Origin of the sequence: Antiquaquibacter soli, assembly GCF_030580675.1 — a bacterium.
Taxonomy (GTDB): domain Bacteria; phylum Actinomycetota; class Actinomycetes; order Actinomycetales; family Microbacteriaceae; genus Rhodoglobus; species Rhodoglobus soli.
On the sequence record NZ_JAUQUB010000005.1, the window covers coordinates 70,351 to 86,474 of the forward strand.

Annotated in this window: 16 protein-coding genes; 9 read left to right on the forward strand and 7 right to left on the reverse strand. The window is 70.9% G+C overall.

Annotation, left to right across the window (positions count from 1 at the left end):
* Window positions 1–16: 16 nt before the first annotated feature.
* Entirely contained in the window at window positions 17–1,723 is a 1,707-nt protein-coding gene (locus Q5716_RS14355; protein WP_305003839.1) for a sensor histidine kinase, read from the reverse strand.
* A 12-nt stretch (window positions 1,724–1,735) separates the two neighbouring features.
* Complete coding sequence (locus Q5716_RS14360; protein ID WP_305003840.1) at window positions 1,736–2,425, reverse strand: response regulator transcription factor; 690 nt, start codon at window positions 2,423–2,425, stop codon at window positions 1,736–1,738.
* 102 nt (window positions 2,426–2,527) lie between these two features.
* On the opposite strand from Q5716_RS14360, the gene Q5716_RS14365 reads away from it, so the two are divergent.
* From Q5716_RS14365 to Q5716_RS14380, 4 genes are all read left to right on the forward strand, one after another.
* Window positions 2,528–3,652 carry an alanine racemase gene (locus Q5716_RS14365; RefSeq protein WP_305003841.1) on the forward strand — a complete coding sequence of 375 codons (1,125 nt, stop codon included), beginning with the start codon at window positions 2,528–2,530 and terminating at the stop codon, window positions 3,650–3,652.
* Window positions 3,653–3,654: 2 nt separating this feature from the next.
* Window positions 3,655–4,179, forward strand: coding sequence for a DUF1697 domain-containing protein (locus tag Q5716_RS14370; RefSeq protein ID WP_305003842.1), 525 nt, complete (start codon window positions 3,655–3,657; stop codon window positions 4,177–4,179).
* A gap of 119 nt (window positions 4,180–4,298) precedes the next feature.
* On the forward strand, window positions 4,299–5,006 hold the full coding sequence (locus tag Q5716_RS14375) for a hypothetical protein (protein WP_305003843.1): 708 nt from the start codon (window positions 4,299–4,301) through the stop codon (window positions 5,004–5,006).
* Window positions 5,003–5,185: a PDDEXK family nuclease gene (locus Q5716_RS14380; RefSeq protein WP_305003844.1), complete on the forward strand. Its 183-nt coding sequence runs from the start codon at window positions 5,003–5,005 to the stop codon at window positions 5,183–5,185. The genes Q5716_RS14375 and Q5716_RS14380 overlap by 4 nt, the downstream gene beginning before the upstream one ends.
* A 67-nt stretch (window positions 5,186–5,252) precedes the next feature.
* On the opposite strand, the gene Q5716_RS14385 is transcribed toward Q5716_RS14380, so the two are convergent.
* A complete protein-coding gene (locus Q5716_RS14385; RefSeq protein WP_305003845.1) occupies window positions 5,253–6,899 on the reverse strand; it encodes a DNA repair helicase XPB in 1,647 nt (548 codons plus the stop codon).
* Between the two features lie 74 nt (window positions 6,900–6,973).
* On the opposite strand from Q5716_RS14385, the gene Q5716_RS14390 reads away from it, so the two are divergent.
* Entirely contained in the window at window positions 6,974–9,934 is a 2,961-nt protein-coding gene (locus Q5716_RS14390; RefSeq protein ID WP_305003846.1) for a hypothetical protein, read from the forward strand.
* A gap of 3 nt (window positions 9,935–9,937) precedes the next feature.
* On the opposite strand, the gene Q5716_RS14395 is transcribed toward Q5716_RS14390, so the two are convergent.
* A complete protein-coding gene (locus Q5716_RS14395) occupies window positions 9,938–11,791 on the reverse strand; it encodes a helicase-associated domain-containing protein (protein WP_305003847.1) in 1,854 nt (617 codons plus the stop codon).
* Entirely contained in the window at window positions 11,778–12,047 is a 270-nt protein-coding gene (locus tag Q5716_RS14400) for a hypothetical protein (protein ID WP_305003848.1), read from the reverse strand. Before Q5716_RS14400 ends, Q5716_RS14395 begins: the two co-directional genes overlap by 14 nt.
* A gap of 67 nt (window positions 12,048–12,114) precedes the next feature.
* On the opposite strand from Q5716_RS14400, the gene Q5716_RS14405 reads away from it, so the two are divergent.
* Together Q5716_RS14405 and Q5716_RS14410 are read left to right on the forward strand one after the other, a co-directional pair.
* Window positions 12,115–12,495: a cold-shock protein gene (locus Q5716_RS14405; RefSeq protein ID WP_305003850.1), complete on the forward strand. Its 381-nt coding sequence runs from the start codon at window positions 12,115–12,117 to the stop codon at window positions 12,493–12,495.
* Window positions 12,488–13,084 carry a DUF3027 domain-containing protein gene (locus Q5716_RS14410; protein ID WP_305003851.1) on the forward strand — a complete coding sequence of 199 codons (597 nt, stop codon included), beginning with the start codon at window positions 12,488–12,490 and terminating at the stop codon, window positions 13,082–13,084. The genes Q5716_RS14405 and Q5716_RS14410 overlap by 8 nt, the downstream gene beginning before the upstream one ends.
* A 9-nt stretch (window positions 13,085–13,093) precedes the next feature.
* Here the strand turns inward: Q5716_RS14410 and Q5716_RS14415 are convergent, their stop codons facing one another.
* Window positions 13,094–13,327: a DUF2530 domain-containing protein gene (locus Q5716_RS14415; RefSeq protein ID WP_305003852.1), complete on the reverse strand. Its 234-nt coding sequence runs from the start codon at window positions 13,325–13,327 to the stop codon at window positions 13,094–13,096.
* Window positions 13,328–13,458: 131 nt separating this feature from the next.
* Here Q5716_RS14415 and Q5716_RS14420 point away from each other — a divergent pair, with 131 nt between their 5' ends.
* Window positions 13,459–14,052, forward strand: a complete 594-nt coding sequence (locus Q5716_RS14420) for a hypothetical protein (RefSeq protein WP_305003853.1) — start codon at window positions 13,459–13,461, stop codon at window positions 14,050–14,052.
* On the opposite strand, the gene serC is transcribed toward Q5716_RS14420, so the two are convergent.
* Window positions 14,049–15,152, reverse strand: a complete 1,104-nt coding sequence (serC, locus tag Q5716_RS14425) for a phosphoserine transaminase (protein ID WP_305003854.1) — start codon at window positions 15,150–15,152, stop codon at window positions 14,049–14,051. The two genes, Q5716_RS14420 and serC, sit on opposite strands and share 4 nt — an antisense overlap.
* 39 nt (window positions 15,153–15,191) lie before the next feature.
* On the opposite strand from serC, the gene Q5716_RS14430 reads away from it, so the two are divergent.
* Window positions 15,192–15,884: an iron-dependent transcriptional repressor DtxR gene (locus Q5716_RS14430; protein ID WP_305003855.1), complete on the forward strand. Its 693-nt coding sequence runs from the start codon at window positions 15,192–15,194 to the stop codon at window positions 15,882–15,884.
* Window positions 15,885–16,124: the final 240 nt, after the last annotated feature.

Here is a 16,124-nt window from a genome sequence, read left to right on the forward strand (position 1 = left end):
GGGAGCGAGCGGGCTGTCAGGAGGCCGTGGGAGCGGGCGCGGCATCCGTTCCGCTGGGGAGGAGGGGAAGCAGGACCCGGAAGGTCGCCCCGCCACCGGGGGTCTCGACGACCTCGACCTCTCCGTGGTGCGCATCGACGATCGCGGCGACAATGGCGAGCCCCAGCCCGCTCCCGCCGGTCTCGCGAGCGCGCGAGGTGTCCGCGCGCCAGAAGCGCTGGAAGATCTTCGACCGGATCTGCGGCGGGATGCCCTCGCCGTGGTCGATGACCGCGAGCACCGCCCTCGAGCTCGCGCGCTCCACCCCGACGCCGATCTCGATGGGGGAGCCGTCGGGCGTGAACCGCATGGCGTTGCCGAGCAGGTTGGCGAGCACCTGGCGGATCTTGTTCTCCTCCGCAGAGACCACGGCGCGCAGCGCGGCCGCCGGAGGCTCGGGCAGCGTCAACGACACCGCGAGCTCCGCGGGCCGCGGGGGGCGCGTGCGGCGGGCGAGCCGTCGCAGCGCTCCGGCGAACGCGATCGGGCCGGTAGCGAGCGCGGCGACGCCGCGCGATGGCGTCGCGGGGGAGGAGGGCAGCTCGAGCACTCGGGTGGGCGGGGTCGGATCATCCGCCGTTGCCGACTCCGGGGCAGGACCCGGCGCCTCGTCCTCGAGTCCGATGACGGTGACCACTCGGCCGGGCGACGAGGCCATCGCGTCGAGGGCGGCGTCGTTGGCGAGCGGGACGAGGTCGACCGGGGCGAGCTGCAGCGGCTTCGTCTCATCCAGTCGGGCCAGCTCGAGGAGGTCCTCGACGAGCCCGCCCATCCTGATCGCCTCCTTCTCGATGCGCTCCATCGCCTGCGCGACGTCCTCGGGCTTGGTGAGTGCCCCCATGCGGTAGAGCTCCGCGTAGCCGCGCACGGAGACGAGGGGGGTGCGCAACTCGTGGCTCGCGTCACCGACGAAGCGACGCATCTGCTCGATCGTCTTCGCGCGATCGGCGAAGGCGCGGTCGATGCGGGAGAGCATGGAGTTGAGGGAGCGGTTGAGCCGGCCGACCTCGGTGTTGGGCGTCGCGCCGGAGAGGCGCTGGCTGAAGTCGCCGCCCGCGAATCGCGCCGCCGTCGCCTCGACCTCGCGCAGGGGCGCGAACGTCGAGGTGACGAGCAGGCGGGTGAGGGCACCGCCGACGATGACGACGGTGAGGCCGAAGAACAGGAAGATCGCCGCGTAGCGCGCGACGATCGCGTTGGTGTCCTTGAGGTCGATGCCGATGACGACGGAGAAGTACTCGGTGCCCGATCGGTTGGTCGCCGGGTAGGCGCCGATGCGCCACTGGCCGCCGGGCTCCGTGCTCGCGACGGTGATCTCGTCGTCGAGCTGGCTCACCCGGTGGAGGGTGAGGTCGGAGACGTCGGGGTGGGCGGAGTCGGTGGGACGGTTGCTGCACACCGTCGACCCGTTGGCGTCGATGATCGCGAGGTAGAGGTCGTTGGGCAACTGCGAGACCGAGCAGCGTGCCGTCTCGCCCGATCCCACGGGGGCGATCTCGCCCTCGTCGAGCTTGGCGGCCGCGGCGCCGATCTTGTTGTCGACCTCGTCCTGCAGGTACCCGCGGAGCACGGCCATGGTCCCCACGCCCGCCACGATCAGGCCGGCCGTCAGGAGCAGTACCGTGACGCCGGTGACCTTGGTGCGCAGGGAGACACGGTTCCACCACTCCGCGAGCTCATGCATCGTCAGAGAAGACTACTTCGCGGCTTTGAGCATGTACCCGAAACCGCGCTTGGTCTGGATGACGGGCTCCTCCGTGAACTGGTCGAGCTTGCGGCGCAGGTAGGAGATGTAGCTCTCCACGATGCCGGCGTCGCCGTTGAAGTCGTACTCCCACACGTGGTCGAGGATCTGGGCCTTCGAGAGCACGCGGTTGGGGTTGAGCATGAGGTAGCGCAGGAGCTTGAACTCGGTGGGGCTCAGCTCGACCGCCTCGCTGCCGACCGTGACCTCGTGGGTGTCCTGGTCCATGGTGAGCTCGCCGGCGCGGATGATCGCCTCCTCGTCGTCCTGCATGGTGCGGCGCAGGATCGCCTTGATGCGGGCGACGATCTCGTCGAGCGAGAACGGCTTGGTGACGTAGTCGTCTCCGCCGACGGTAAGGCCGGTGATCTTGTCCTCGGTGTCGTCTTTCGCCGTGAGGAAGAGGATGGGGGCGGTGTAGCCGGATGCCCGCAGCCGCTTGGTCACGCCGAAGCCGTTCATGTCGGGCAGCATGACGTCGAGGATGATGAGGTCGGGCTCCTCCTCGAGTACCGCGGAGATCGCCTGGGCGCCGTTGCCGACGGCGCGAACCGCGAACCCCGCGAAGCGAAGGCTCGTGGTGAGCAGGTCGCGGATGTTGGGCTCGTCGTCGACGATGAGAATCTTGGGTCCTTCAGCCATGCCACACATTCTCTGATAGTTGTCTGGAACTTTTCTGGGAGCGATGTGGATGTCGAGTGAGCCCGGGCTGAGAGGGGGGGGGTGCCCGGTAGCCTGAGGGGCATGAGCGCGATCATCCGGGAGCCGATAGCCACCCCGGTGCTCGTCGTCGAGCGGGGCATCCTCGAGTCCAACCTCCGCGAGATGGCGGACCTCGCGGCGGCACGCGGCGTCGAGCTGTGGCCTCACGCCAAGACGCACCGGATGCCCGCGCTCGCGTCCCTCCAGCTCGAGCACGGGGCTGCCGGGCTGTGCGTCGCGAAGCTCGGCGAGGCGGAGGGTTTCGCGGATGCCGGGGCGCGGCGCATGCTCGTCGCCTATCCCGTCGTCGGCGACGACAAGGCGCGCCGCGCGCTCGCGCTCGCCGAACGCATCGACCTCACGCTCGGCACGGACAGCCTCGAAGGCGCGACGGCTCTCGCCCGCGTCTTCGCCGATGCCGGTCGGCGGGCCCGCGTGATGCTTGCCGTCGACACGGGTCTCGGTCGGGAGGGAGTGCTGCCGAGGGATGCCCCGGCGCTCGCCGCGCGACTGGCGGGCCTCGACGGCCTCGAGCTCGTCGGCCTCTACACCCACGAGGGGTCCGCATACGCGGCCGCAGACCCCGCCGACCTCGAGCGACGCGCGCGGGCGGCCGCCGAGTCGATGGTGGCCGTCGCCGAGCGAATGCGCGCGGCGGGCATCCCGCTCGAGCACGTCTCCCTCGGCTGCTCGGCCTCGGCGCGCGCCGTGCTCGACGTGCCGGGGGTCACGCAGGTGCGGCCGGGCATCTATGCGGTGAACGACCTCGGGCAGATCGCGCTCGGCGTCGCAACCGAGGCGACCACCGCCATCCGCGTGGTCGCGACCGTCGTCAGCCGCGCCGCCGCCGACCGGGGATGCCTCGACGCCGGCTCGAAGGCGCTCGGAGCCGACCTCCTGCTCGCGTCCGCCTACCGCGACGAGTTCCCCGGCTACGGCCTCGTCGTCGGTCACCCCGGCTGGGTCATCGAGAAGCTCTCGGAGGAGCACGGCTGGCTGCGCTGGACCTCCGAGGACGAGCCGACCCCACTGCCGGTGGGGGAGCGGGTCGAGATCATCCCGACCCATGCGTGCGTCGCGTTCGCGGCGTTGCGGCGGGCGACCGTCGTCGAGGACGGCCGTGCGGTGGGCACGTGGGATGCCCTCGGCCCGGGCAGTTCGGAGTAGCGGTGGCTCAGCGCATCCTCTTCGTCCGCGCCGTCAACGTCGGCGGCGCGAGCCTGCCGATGGCGGAGTTCCGCGAGCTCCTGGGCTCCCTCGGCGCCCGCAACGTGCGCACGTACATCGCCTCGGGCAATGCCGTGCTCGACCTCGACGGCGACCCCGACGCGTTCGACCGCGCCGTCGAAAAGGGCCTTACCGAGCGCTACGGCTACGTGCGCGAGGTCATGTCGCGCACGGCCGAGGAGCTGAGGGCAGCGCTCGAGGCGCACCCGTTCGAGGTCGTCGACGAGAAGTGGTCGTACGTGTCGTTCCTCGCGGGCGAGCCGACGCCGGCGGCCATCGAGGCGGCCGCGTCGGTGAAGACCGGCGACGACCTCTGGCAGGTGATCGGCCGGGAGCTGCACCTGCGCTACGCGAACGGCGCCGGCACCGCGACCCTCAACCAGGAGGCCCTCACGCGCAAGCTCGGCGTCCCCGCGACGGCGCGCAACCTCCGCACCGTCCGCGCGCTCCTCGCCCTCTCGGGCTAGAGCCGCCCGAGTTGCCACTGGTGGTCGTCATCGGACGCTGAAAGTCACCACGAGTGGCACCTCACCAGCGTTGTGGAGGGCAGGCGACGCCACAACCGCGTGTCCGGAAGAGTGCGAGGATGCGCCCGCCCTCCCCTCTCCCTCCACCTCTGCGCGGTCGGGGCTTCTCCACGCGGGAAGCGAGCGACGCCGGGGTCTCGCGATCACGCACGCGGGCCTCGGATCTCAGCGCTCCGTACCGCGGTGTCCGGATCCCTCGTGGCCACACGGGCCTCGACGAGGTGTGCCAGGCGCTCGCCACCCGCCTCACCTCCAACCAGTACTTCAGCCACTCGACGGCGGCCGCGCTGCACGGCCTTCCCATCCCTCACAGTGAGAGCGGGGTCATCCACCTCACGACACTGCAGGGGCGCAGTCCCCGCATTAGGGGAGTCGTCGGTCACCGGTCCACGGATGCGCACATCGTTACCCGCGCGGGGCTCCGGATGTCTGCACCCTCGGCGGCTTGGTGCGAGCTCGCCGAGCTGGCGACGCTCGATGAGCTGATCATCGCTGGGGATGCCCTGCTCCGTCGTCAGAACCCGCTCGCCGACCGCCCGGCTCTCCTGGAGGCGATCTCCCGGTGGGGTCGCCGACGCGGCGCGGTGGCGCTTGCGGAGGCAGTACAGTGGGTGCGACCTGGCACCGACTCGCCCCAAGAGACTCGGATCCGCTTGGTACTGCTGCGTGCTGGGCTGCCCGAGCCGCAGGTGAACGCGGTCATCGCGGATGCGGACGGTCGCTTCGTTGCGCTCGGGGACCTCGTCTACCTCAATTCAAGGTCGTGATCGAGTACGACGGCGGCCACCACTTCACCGATGAGCGCCAGGTGTACCGAGACGTGGACCGTGTTCACCGCATCGCGGCGCTCGGGTGGCGGGTCATCCGCATCAGCCGAACACACACCGACGCCTACATCACGTCAACCGTGACCTCGACCCTCATCTCCGCTGGCTGGCGTCCGTGAGCTGCCACTCGTGGCGGCTCACCGTGGCTGTTGACGGCCACGAGGGGCAACTCGGTAGCGGGCTAGGTCACGCGGCGGCGAGGGACTCCGCGTCGAGGATCGTGTACGAGTAGCCCTGCTCGGCGAGGAAGCGCTGGCGGTTCTGGGCGAAGTCCTGGTCGACGGTGTCGCGGGCGACGAGTGTGTAGAAGTTCGCGGGCAGTCCCGACTCCTTCGGACGCAGCAGGCGGCCGAGGCGCTGGGCCTCCTCCTGTCGGGAGCCGAATGATCCGGAGACCTGGATGGCGACGGTCGCCTCGGGCAGGTCGACCGAGAAGTTCGCGACCTTCGAGACGACGAGCACCTTCGTGACGCCGTCCCGGAACTCCTGGTACAGCCGCTCGCGCTCGGCGACGGGCGTCGACCCGGTCAGGGCAGGGGCGCCCAGAGCATCCGCGAGTTCGTCGATCTGGTCCAGATACTGTCCGATGACGAGGATGCGCTCGCCGTCGTGCTTGGCGACGAGCTGCTTCACGACCGAGAGCTTCGCGGGGGCCGTCGCCGCGAGCCGGTAGCGCTCGTCGTCGGCGGATGCGGCGTACTCGAGCCGCTCGCCCTCCGGGAGGTCGACGCGCACCTCGAAGCACGACGCGGGGGAGATGAAGCCCTGCGCCTCGATCTCCTTCCACGGGGCGTCGAAGCGCTTGGGTCCGATGAGGGAGAACACGTCGCCCTCGCGGCCGTCCTCGCGGACGAGGGTCGCGGTGAGGCCGAGGCGGCGGCGCGCCTGCAGTTCGGCGGTGAGCTTGAAGACGGGGGCGGGCAGCAGGTGCACCTCGTCGTAGATGACGAGACCCCAGTCGAGGGCGTCGAGCAGCGCGAGGTGCGCGTACTCGCCCTTCCGCTTCGCGGTGAGGATCTGGTAGGTCGCGATCGTGACCGGCCGGATCTCCTTGGTCTGGCCCGAGTACTCGCCGACCTCCTCGTCGGTGAGAGTGGTGCGCTTGAGGATCTCGGCCTTCCACTGCCGCGCGGAGACGGTGTTCGTGACGAGGATGAGCGTCGTCGCCCCCTGCGCGGCCATCGCCCCGAGTCCGACCAGAGTCTTGCCCGCACCGCAGGGAAGCACGACCACTCCCGAACCGTGGGCGGAGAAGTTGTCGATCGCCTGATGCTGGTACGGCCGCAAGTGCCACGCGGTCTCGTCGAGGTCGATCTCGTGCGGGGTGCCGGGCGTGTAGCCGGCGAGGTCCTCCGCGGGCCAGCCGAGCTTGAGCAGTTCCTGCTTGAGCTGCCCCCGCGCCCAAGCCTGAACGACGTAGCCGGTCTCGCCCCGCTTCTCGAACAGCAGCTCCGCGACCTTCTTCGCCCGGGTGATCTCGTTGAGCACGGCGCGGTCGGTTGCCGTGAGCACGAGCACACCGTCGTCGTCTCGCTCGATCGTGAGCCTGCCGTAGCGGCCCACGGTCTCGGTGATGTCGACGATCACCGACTGCGGCACGGGGAACTTCGAGTAGCGCTCGAGGGTAGCGACCATGTCGGCGGCGTCGTGGCCCGCGGCCCGCGCGTTCCACAGCCCGAGTCGGGTGATGCGGTAGGTGTGGATGTGCTCGGGCGCGCGCTCGAGCTCGGCGAACACGGCGAGGTCGTGGCGGGCATCCTCGGCGTCGGGGTGGGCGACCTCGAGCAGCACGGTGCGGTCGCTCTGCACGATGAGCGGGCCGTTCGGAGACATCCTTACAGCCTACGCGTGCCGCCCTCGAGATCCGGGGGGAACGGCGGCCCCCGCGACCCGCTAGCTTTGCTCCCATGAGCCGTGCGCGCCGCCCCGTCCTCGCGGCGGTCGCCGCCGTCGTGCTCCTCGGCCTGGGGGCGGGAGTCTCGGTCGTTCTGACCGATGCGCTCGGCATCCGCACCGAGAGCTCAGACATCCCCGTCGAGTCGCCCGGCGTTGCATCCGAGCAGCCAACGGTGATCGCGCCCACGTTCACGGCCATCGAGGCCCCGGCGGGCGCGCGCATGGATCTCGCGGTCGCCGAGCTGCGGGATGCCGCCGCCGGCCCCACGACGGCGACGCTCTCCGTCACCGCGGGCGACGGCGACCCCGCCGTCGAGACCTACACCCTCTCGGGCACCGCTACCGCGCTCAGCATCACCGCCGAGAGCCTCACCGGCGCGGTCCGCGGCGTGTACGACCTCGCCGCCGCCGCGAGGGATGGCCGCGAGTTCGAGTTCGGCACGGTCGAGTCGGAGCTACCGCTGCGCATGGTCGACCTCGGTGCGGTCGGCGTCGACGCGGACCCCGCGCAGTGGGTGGACGGCACGGACTACTCGCACAACTCGAGGGCGTTCGAGCGGGTCATCCTCGCCGACGCGCCCTATATCGACGAGGATGCCCTCGCCGAGGCCACCGCCGACTTCGAGCTCTTCGTGCAGCACGCCCTCGCCGAGGGGTACACCGCCGTCGCCGTGCCCGGCCTCATCGAGTACCTGACCTTCGACGGTCTCGGCGTCTACGACGAGGGCGACGACCACATCGCCCGGGCCGAGGCGATGCGCGCGGCATTCGGCCCGCTCTGGCAGTACGCCCACGACCTCTGCATGCGCGTGTACCTGCGCACCGACATGCTGACCCTCACGACGCCCCTCGAGCGCTACTTCGACGAGCGGTTCGGCGGTCTCGACACCGAGAACCCGGAGTTCTGGTCGGTGTACGCGTCGGGCCTCGACGAGCTCTACGCCGCGGCGCCCTCCCTCGACGGCGTGCTCATCCGGATCGGGGAGGCGGGGCGCGTGTACGACCTGCCCGGCTGGGACTACTACTCGAAGCTCGGTGTGACGACGACTCCCGCTGTGCGGGCGATGCTCACCTCGCTCACCGATCAGGCGGAGGCGACCGGTCGCGAGGTGATCTTCCGCAGCTGGACGGTCGGGGTCGGCGACGTGGGCGACCTGCACACGAGCCCGGACTCGTACGCGGCGGTGCTCGACGGCATCGACTCGCCCGCCCTCATCGTCTCGACGAAGTACACGCTCGGCGACTTCTACAGCCACCTGCCGCTCAACACGACGCTCGAGGGAGGCGACCAGCGGCGCATCATCGAGTTCCAGTCGCGCCGCGAGTTCGAGGCGTTCGGCGCGTTCCCCAACGACCTGGGCTCGCTCTACCAGCAGGCGATCCAGCGCTTCATCGCCGCGAACCCGAACGTCGAGGGCATCTGGACGTGGACGCAGGACGGCGGCCCGTGGCGCGCCGGCCCCATGACCCTCGAGCTCAAGGCCGGGTTCTGGCAGCTCTACGAGCTCAACACGGAGCTCGCCGTGCGCCTCGCTCGCGACCCGTCGGCCGACCCCGCGGAGCTCACCGCCGACTGGGCCCGCCGCTGGTTCTCGGACGACCCGGCCACCGTGCGCGCGATCGGCGAGGTCATGGCGCAGTCCCGGGCCGCGATCACCGACGGCCTCTACATCGGCCCCTACGCCGACCGCCGGGTGTTCGCGATCGGGCTCGAGCCGCCTCCCATGATGTGGATCTTCGAGTGGGACATCCTCACCGGCGACAGCGCCGTGCTCGACGTCATCTACGCTGTGAGCCGCGACGACCTCGACGAGGCGATCGCGGGCGGGCAGCGTGCGCTCGACACGGTCGAGTCCATGCAGTCGGTGCTCGAGTCGACGGATGCCGCGGCCTGGAAGGACCCCGCTCTCCGCGACGCGTTCCTCGCCACGCTCGACTACCAGCGCAGCACCTTCGAGGTGCTCGCCGACTACCGCACGATGGTGCTCCGGCAGGCGCAGTGGCACGACACCGGATCGGCCGAGGCGTACACGCAGTGGGCCGCGGCCAGGGACGCGTTCCGCGCCAGCGCCGACGCGCACCTCGCCGAGTACTCGGGCAGCGTGGACTACCCGCCGCTCAACCTCGAGGCGGCAGATCTCGGCATCGCGCGCGCGGACCGCGACCTCGCGATGGCGTGGGCGGCCCGCGTCGGGCTCGCGCTCGTCGTGCTCTGGCTCGTGCTCGGGATGCTCGGCTCCCGCCTGCGCCGCGTGCCGGGTGCCGCGGTCGCCCGTGCCCTGTGGCTCGCCGCCACCCGTCCGTGGCGCGCCGCCGAAGCCGTCGCGCCCTTGACGAGAGCACAGCGGGTCGCGCTCGTCGCGGTTCCGGGGGCCGCGTTGGTGGGGAGCCGGGGCATCCTGACCTGGTTCGAAGCGCCCGCCCACCTGCTCGTGTCGCTCGCCTCGTGGCTGGTGTTCGCGGTCGTGCTCGTACTCGCCGCGCGCCGCGCGGTGTGGCCGATCGTCGCCGTCGTCGCGGGAGCGGCGATGCTGCGCGTCGCTCTCCTGCTCGCGGTTCTCACCCCGACTGGCCCGGGCGGCTACTGGTTCGGCTTCTGGACGGACCCGGTGGCGCGCTCCGTCTACATCACGATCGCGTTCGCCCTCTTCGCGTGGGTGATCGTGGCGGCCGGGTGGGCGCTGTCGACGCAGGTCGGAGCGCGCCGGGCGATCGGCGCGGTGCTGCTCGCCGTCGGCGCCGTTCTCGCCGTGATGGGCGCGTTCGTCGGCCTCCTCGGGGCCGAGCAGGCGCTCACCGTCTGGAACGACCAGCTCGGGCTGCTGCCGTGGGGGCTGTCCCGCATTCTCGGAATCACGGTGTACCTGGAGATCCCCGCCGACACCCCGTGGTTCGCTGCCGCGTTGGGTGCGGTGCTGCTGGCCGCGGGGGCGCTGCTCGCCTTCGTGCGGAGGCGAGCCCGGGCGTCCTAGGTCCTACGCCGGTCCGACGGCGACGATGCTCGCCAGCGGCAGCGTGCGCTCGAGGTCGGCCCGCCTGTCGCGGGCGCGCAACCGGCCGCCGGCGACGCTCGCAGGCTCGAGCTGGTAGTCGGCGGTACCGCCGTCCGGCATCCGCACCGTTACCGTCACGAGCGCCTTCGAGCGGATCGCCGCCTCCAGCTGGCGGGCGATCCACGCGCCCTCGGAGTCGGCGGCCTCGGCCGGTTCGAGCCGCAGTCGCGCGATGAGGGCGGCCGAGGCATCCGGCGCCGCCTCGGTCCGCGCCGCCGGGGCGCGTCGCCGTTCGGGGACGACGACCCGGCCGCTCGCGTCCTCTGCGGCGACCGGGTAGCGGGCCTCGCTGAGGCTCCAGAACACGACGTCGCGGTCGAACCGGCTCACGAGGTGGTCGCGCTCGCCGCGGAGGCCGATCGACGACAGCGACTGGTCGACGAGAAGGGTGCGCAGAAGGGCGGCGTCGTCAGAGTGGATGCTCGAGTGCCCGTCGGCCGTCGAGCGCACCCGCACGAGTCCGAAGCGCACCGCGGCGTCGCGCAGGAGGTATTCGAGCGGTTGCGGGATGCCCGTGAGCGAGATCTGGGACAGGAACGACCGGATCTCCTCCGCGGTATCGCCCGAGGCGAGTGCCCGGGTGAGGCTCTCCGCCGAGATGCGGTACGTGCTCGCGAGACCGCGGTTCTCGAGGTCGGCGATCTGCCGCAGCCTCGCGTCGACGCGCGGCGCGAGCGGCCCGGGGGAGACGACGGAGAGGTCGTGCTGCAGGTACACCTGCTCCACCTCCGGCGGGAAGAGACCCGCCATCGCGGTCGCGGCTGCGGGGGCACCCGTTGCGAGGAGGGCCGCGCCGGGGGTGCTCGGGATGTGGTGCGCGGTGACGCCGAGCAGCTCGGCGTCCCGCGTGTAGACGGCGATGCGCTCGCGCATCCAGTCGCCGCCGGCGGGGAAGAGCCACGACGTGAACTGGTCGAGCCGCTCGCCCCACTCCGAGTGGGCTCGCTCGGCGAGGACACCGCGTACGTCCGCCGGGAGCCGCTCGAGCCACGCGCCAGCCAGCCGCGACCAGCGGTGTCCTGAGTCGCCGACGAGCCAGTGCTCGCTCGATTCCGCCGCCGACCAGCGCGCGCCGTCGCGAACCACGAGCCCCGCGCGTTCCGCGATCTCCACCAGGCCGACGACGCGGTCGAGCTCGACACCCATCGCCGCCGCGAGTCGCTTCGTGTCGGGAAGGGCGATGCCGCCGCGAGCGAGCTCGCGGGCGGGCTCGTGCTGCAGCTGCGCGATGAGTTCGGCCACCGAGGCCGTTGTCGCGAACGCGCGCTCCGAGGCGAGGCGGTCGGTCGTCGACGGATCAGCGGAGGCCACCGGCGCGAGGGTCGACGGCGCGGGGTCGCCGAGGAGCTCGGCGAGGTCCGGGAGTCCCCGGGACGGCCACTCGGCGAGAGCGAGGGCGAGGCCGCTCGTCGGTGCGACCCGGTCGCCTTCGCGGAGGACGAGGGCGAGCCGCTCGCCCGTCGAGAGGGCCTCGTCGGTGGTGGGGGCGGTGATCGTGGTGGCGGAGGACCGCTGCCGCACCTCGTCGTCGAGGCGGGCGGGTGTCGTCGGCCCGAGCTCCGCGAGGACTGCGAGCACGGTGAGGGTGGGTCGGTCGAGGCGGGAGAGAGCCGCCTGCACGCTCGAGGGCTCGAGCAGGGCATCCGCGAGGTCGAAGAAGTCCCGGATGCCCGTCGCCCGCACCTCGCGCGCGGCGAGCAGAGCGGCGAGGTCGTCGTCGCTGCGCTGCCTCAGCTGGCCGGCGAGCAGCAGGGCCGAATCGCTAGCCGCGGGCATCCTTCGACTCACGACCCCGGCGGATTCCGGTGAGAACGATGAGCACGATCATGAGGATGAGACCGATCGGCAGGCCGATCGCGGGGAGCACGACGATCGTCGGCCACGGCGCGGCGCTGAACTGCTCGGCGGTCACGCCGACGGCGGTCGCGATGATGAGAGCGATGAAGCACAGGATCGACAGACCCACCGCCGAGGCGATCATGTAGGCGAGGATGCGCTCGATGCGTCGGGGGTTCTGGGGGGTGTCGGCCACAACCCCAAGGATACGGGACTCGGGTCGACCCTCTAGGCTGGAGGGCACGAGCATAAGGAGTTCCGTCATGCCCAGCGGCAAGGTCAAGTTCTACGACGACGAGAAGGGCTTTGGTTTCATCTCCAGCGATGACGGCCAAGAAGTCTTCCTCCACGCGTCGGCCGTGCCCGCCGGCGTGACCATCAAGTCGGGCATGCGCCTCGAGTTCGGCATCGCCGACGGGAAGAAGGGCGCGCAGGCGCTGTCGGTTCGCGTGCTCGATGCTCCGCCGTCGCTCACGAAGATCAATCGCAAGCCGGCCGACGACATGGCGGTCATCATCGAGGACCTCGTCAAGCTCATGGACGGCATCGGTGCCGGACTCAAGCGCGGGCGCTACCCCGACAAGGCCCACGGTGCGAAGATCGCCGCCATGCTGCGCCGGGTCGCGGACGAGCTGGATGCCTGAGCCCTCGATCCTCGATATCGCCCGGGCCGCGCTCCTCGACATGACGCCCGAGGCGACAATCGGCGAGCTCCTCACGGAGGCCGTCGAGGAGGACGGGTCGATCACGGTGCGCTTCGCCTCCGCGCTCCCGGGATATCCGGGGTGGGCGTGGACGGTGTCGCTCGCCCGCGTCGAGGGCTTCGATCCGACTGTGCTCGAGGCCGAGCTCGTGCCCGGCGACGGGGCTCTCCTCGCCCCGGACTGGGTGCCGTGGGCCGATCGCCTCGCCGAGTACAAGGCCGCCCAGGAGGCGGCGGAGGCGGAGGCTGCGGCCGCCGCTGCGGCAGCGGGCGAGGATGCGGGCGCCGAGAGCGACGACTCCGATGTGGATGACGACTCCGAGGGTCTCGACAACGACGATCTGGACGACGACGACCTCGACGACGAGGCCGACGACGAGGACGACGACCTGCTCGGCAGCGACGTCCTTCACGGCGGCGACCTCGACGGCGTCGACATCGACGATCTCGACGAGGACGACGAAGACGACTCCGATGACGATGACTCCGAGGACGACGACCTCGACGACGAGGGCGAGCGCTCCTACTGAGTCGTACCGCTAGCGGTGGCGGTAGTGCGTGTAGAGCAGGCCGATGAGGCCGAGGGCGATTCCCGCGATGCCCGTCCACAGCCACCACGCCATCCCGGCGGCGGTGAGCTGCGGCAGGAGCACGAGCAGCACGGCGAGGGCCACGAGCCACAGGGTGATTCCCACGAGCATCGCCTTGCGGTCATCCGTCTTCACGGGCGCAGGATCAGGCCGCCGCTCGGAGTCCTTCAGCCACAGTCGCACGCCCCGAGCCTAGCGCGGGCGCGTCGCGGCGGGGACGCCCGTGCCGAGTGTGACGTTGCTGCGGGTTTCAGCAGCGCGCACCCGCAACAACGTCACACTCGGCGAGTGGCGCGGGTCAGTAAGGTGAGCGCATGAGCGAGGAGTGGCGGCGGGCGATGGGCCTTGTGGCCGCGAGCTGGCGCGTGATGCTCGCCTTGTGGGTGCTCGCGCTCTTCGGGTCGGTGTGGCTGCACCTGCCCGAGCCAGTGCGCTACAGCAAGGGACTCTTCACTTTCGGGGTCGCACTGGTACTCGCCGCCTTCCACTTGTTCGTCTCCCTCGCCGCGACGTCCCCTATTCGCCGCCGGCTCCGCGAGTTGCGGCAGAGCACCGGCGCGATCGTCGAGCTCGTCGGCCTTGATCCGGCATGGTTGCCGGTCGACGGCGGGGGCACGGGCGCGCACCGGCCCGGGCTCCTGATCGCGGACGGCACGGGCATCCGGCTCACCGACCTCGACCAGGCCGAGGCGGTGCTGGATGCCGCGTGGTCGGAGGCCACTGCGGTCGCAATGCAGCACGTCCCGCGACCGGCCGTGGAGGTCGAGTTGGCCTCGCGGTGGTGGTTCACTCTCTGGAGGCCCGCCGCGCTTCCCGACTGGGTCCTGCCGCGCACCGGCCGGGTGCGGTCGCTCGTCGCCCGCCTCGAGGCGCTGCGCGAGGCATCCCGCGCCGTCGCGGCTCGCTAGAGGTTCTCGACCACGTACTCGATCGACGCGATGAGGGCGCGCACGTCGGCGGGATCGATCGCGACGAACGTCGCCACGCGCAGCTGGTTGCGACCGAGCTTGCGGTAGGGCTCCGTGTCGACGATGCCGTTGGCGCGGAGGGAGGCGGCGACGGCCGCGGCATCCACCGACTCGTCGAAGTCGATCGTGACGACGACCTTCGAGCGGTCCGCGGGGTCGGTCACGAACGGGGTGGCGTACGAGGAGCCTGAAGCCCACTCGTACAACGCCGACGACGACTCGCTCGTGCGCGAGTCCGCCCACGCAATCCCGCCGTTGCCGTTGATCCAGTCGACCTGCGATTCGAGCAGCAGCAGCGTCGACAGCGCCGGAGTGTTGAGGGTCTGCTCGAGGCGCGAGTTGTCGATCGCGTTCTTGAGGGAGAGGAACTCGGGGATGTACCGCCCCGAGCCCGCGATCGAGAACACCCGCTCGATCGCGGCGGGGGAGAACAGGGCGAACCACAGTCCGCCGTCGGAGGCGAAGTTCTTCTGCGGGGCGAAGTAGTAGACGTCGGCCTGCGACGCGTCGAAGTCGATGCCGCCCGCGGCCGAGGTCGCGTCGATGACGGTGAGGGCGCCCGGAGCATCCACTCGGGTGACGGGGGCCATGACGCCGGTCGAGGTCTCGTTCTGCGGCCACGCGTACACGTCGACGTCGTCGAGCTCGACGTCGGCGCGGGAGCCGGCAGGCGCCGAGATGACGCGCGGCGCCTCCAGGTGGGGGGCGGCGGCGGCCTGCGCGAACTTCGCCCCGAACTCGCCGAAGGTGAGGTGCTCGCTGCGGCGCTCGATGAGCGAGTAGGCAGCGGCATCCCAGAACGCGGTCGATCCGCCGTTGCCGAGCACGATCTCGTAGCCGTCGGGAAGGCGGAACAGCTCGCCGAGACCGGAGCGCACGCGGCCCACGAGGTCCTTCACGGGAGCCTGCCGGTGGGAGGTGCCGAGGAGGGCCGACTGGGTCACGAGGTGGTCGATCTGCTCCTGCCGGACCTTGGAGGGGCCGCATCCGAATCGACCGTCGGCGGGCAGCAGATCAGAGGGGATGACGAGGCTCGGCATGCACCAATCCTAGGGTCGCCTCCGGTTAGGCTTGACCCCATGACGGACCTCGTCGACACCACCGAGATGTACCTGCGCACCATCCTCGACCTCGAGGAGGAGCACATCGTGCCCCTGCGCGCGCGCATCTCCGAGCGGCTCGGCCACTCCGGCCCGACGGTGTCGCAGACGATCGGCCGGATGGAGCGCGACGGCCTCGTGGTCGTCGAGGGCGACCGGCACCTCGAGCTCACCGCCGAGGGCCGCACTCGGGCCATCCACGTGATGCGCAAGCACCGCCTCGCGGAGCGCCTCCTCGCCGACGTCATCGGTCTCGATTGGGCCTACGTGCACGACGAGGCCTGCCGCTGGGAGCACGTCATGAGCGAGCAAGTGGAGCGCCGCCTGCTCGACATGCTCGGCAATCCCTCGGAGTCGCCCTACGGCAACCCGATACCGGGTCTGGAGGAGATCGGCGGCTCGCCGGCTCCCGCCTTCATGGACGGCGTCGTCAACATCGTGGAGTTCGTCGCCGGATCGACGGATGCCCGCAGCGGAGTCATCCGCCGCCTCGGCGAGCCCGTGCAATTCGAGCCGGAGCTCCTGCAACAGCTCCAGAACGCCGGCGTCGTGCCCGGCGCGACCGCGACCCTCTCGGCGTCGGGTTCGTACGTCGTCGTGCAGGTGGACGGCTTCGGCGAGGGGCTCGAACTGCCCAACGAGGTCGCCGTGCACATCTTCGTCGAGCGCTGATCAGGCCCGACCCTGAGCCAGTTTGTGGGGGTTCCTCAAGCTGATAATCAGCCTTGAGGATGATGCGGCAGCAGTCTCGACGTGACAGGCCGGGGGGCCTCGCGTAAACTCGCTGAGTCCTCATCGGCCGCTCCCGGGCCAAAAGGACCCGCTCTGAGCGTCTCGTTAACCCGTCTCAGTGCCGGTACGTGAATCGACATACGAAACGGATGGGGCAACAACCTAGAGTTGCCGAGGCGC

What these genes read in the sequence shown, in the direction of transcription:
- Q5716_RS14410 (WP_305003851.1), top strand. Translation starts at nt 12,488, where the DNA reads ATGCCTGAGCCCTCGATCCTCGATATCGCCCGGGCCGCGCTCCTCGAC.
- Q5716_RS14375 (WP_305003843.1), top strand. Translation starts at nt 4,299, where the DNA reads ATGCGCCCGCCCTCCCCTCTCCCTCCACCTCTGCGCGGTCGGGGCTTC.
- Q5716_RS14420 (WP_305003853.1), top strand. Translation starts at nt 13,459, where the DNA reads ATGAGCGAGGAGTGGCGGCGGGCGATGGGCCTTGTGGCCGCGAGCTGG.
- Q5716_RS14365 (WP_305003841.1), top strand. Translation starts at nt 2,528, where the DNA reads ATGAGCGCGATCATCCGGGAGCCGATAGCCACCCCGGTGCTCGTCGTC.
- Q5716_RS14385 (WP_305003845.1), bottom strand. Translation starts at nt 6,899, where the DNA reads ATGTCTCCGAACGGCCCGCTCATCGTGCAGAGCGACCGCACCGTGCTG.
- Q5716_RS14405 (WP_305003850.1), top strand. Translation starts at nt 12,115, where the DNA reads ATGCCCAGCGGCAAGGTCAAGTTCTACGACGACGAGAAGGGCTTTGGT.
- Q5716_RS14430 (WP_305003855.1), top strand. Translation starts at nt 15,192, where the DNA reads ATGACGGACCTCGTCGACACCACCGAGATGTACCTGCGCACCATCCTC.
- Q5716_RS14355 (WP_305003839.1), bottom strand. Translation starts at nt 1,723, where the DNA reads ATGCATGAGCTCGCGGAGTGGTGGAACCGTGTCTCCCTGCGCACCAAG.
- serC (WP_305003854.1), bottom strand. Translation starts at nt 15,152, where the DNA reads ATGCCGAGCCTCGTCATCCCCTCTGATCTGCTGCCCGCCGACGGTCGA.
- Q5716_RS14395 (WP_305003847.1), bottom strand. Translation starts at nt 11,791, where the DNA reads ATGCCCGCGGCTAGCGATTCGGCCCTGCTGCTCGCCGGCCAGCTGAGG.
- Q5716_RS14390 (WP_305003846.1), top strand. Translation starts at nt 6,974, where the DNA reads ATGAGCCGTGCGCGCCGCCCCGTCCTCGCGGCGGTCGCCGCCGTCGTG.
- Q5716_RS14360 (WP_305003840.1), bottom strand. Translation starts at nt 2,425, where the DNA reads ATGGCTGAAGGACCCAAGATTCTCATCGTCGACGACGAGCCCAACATC.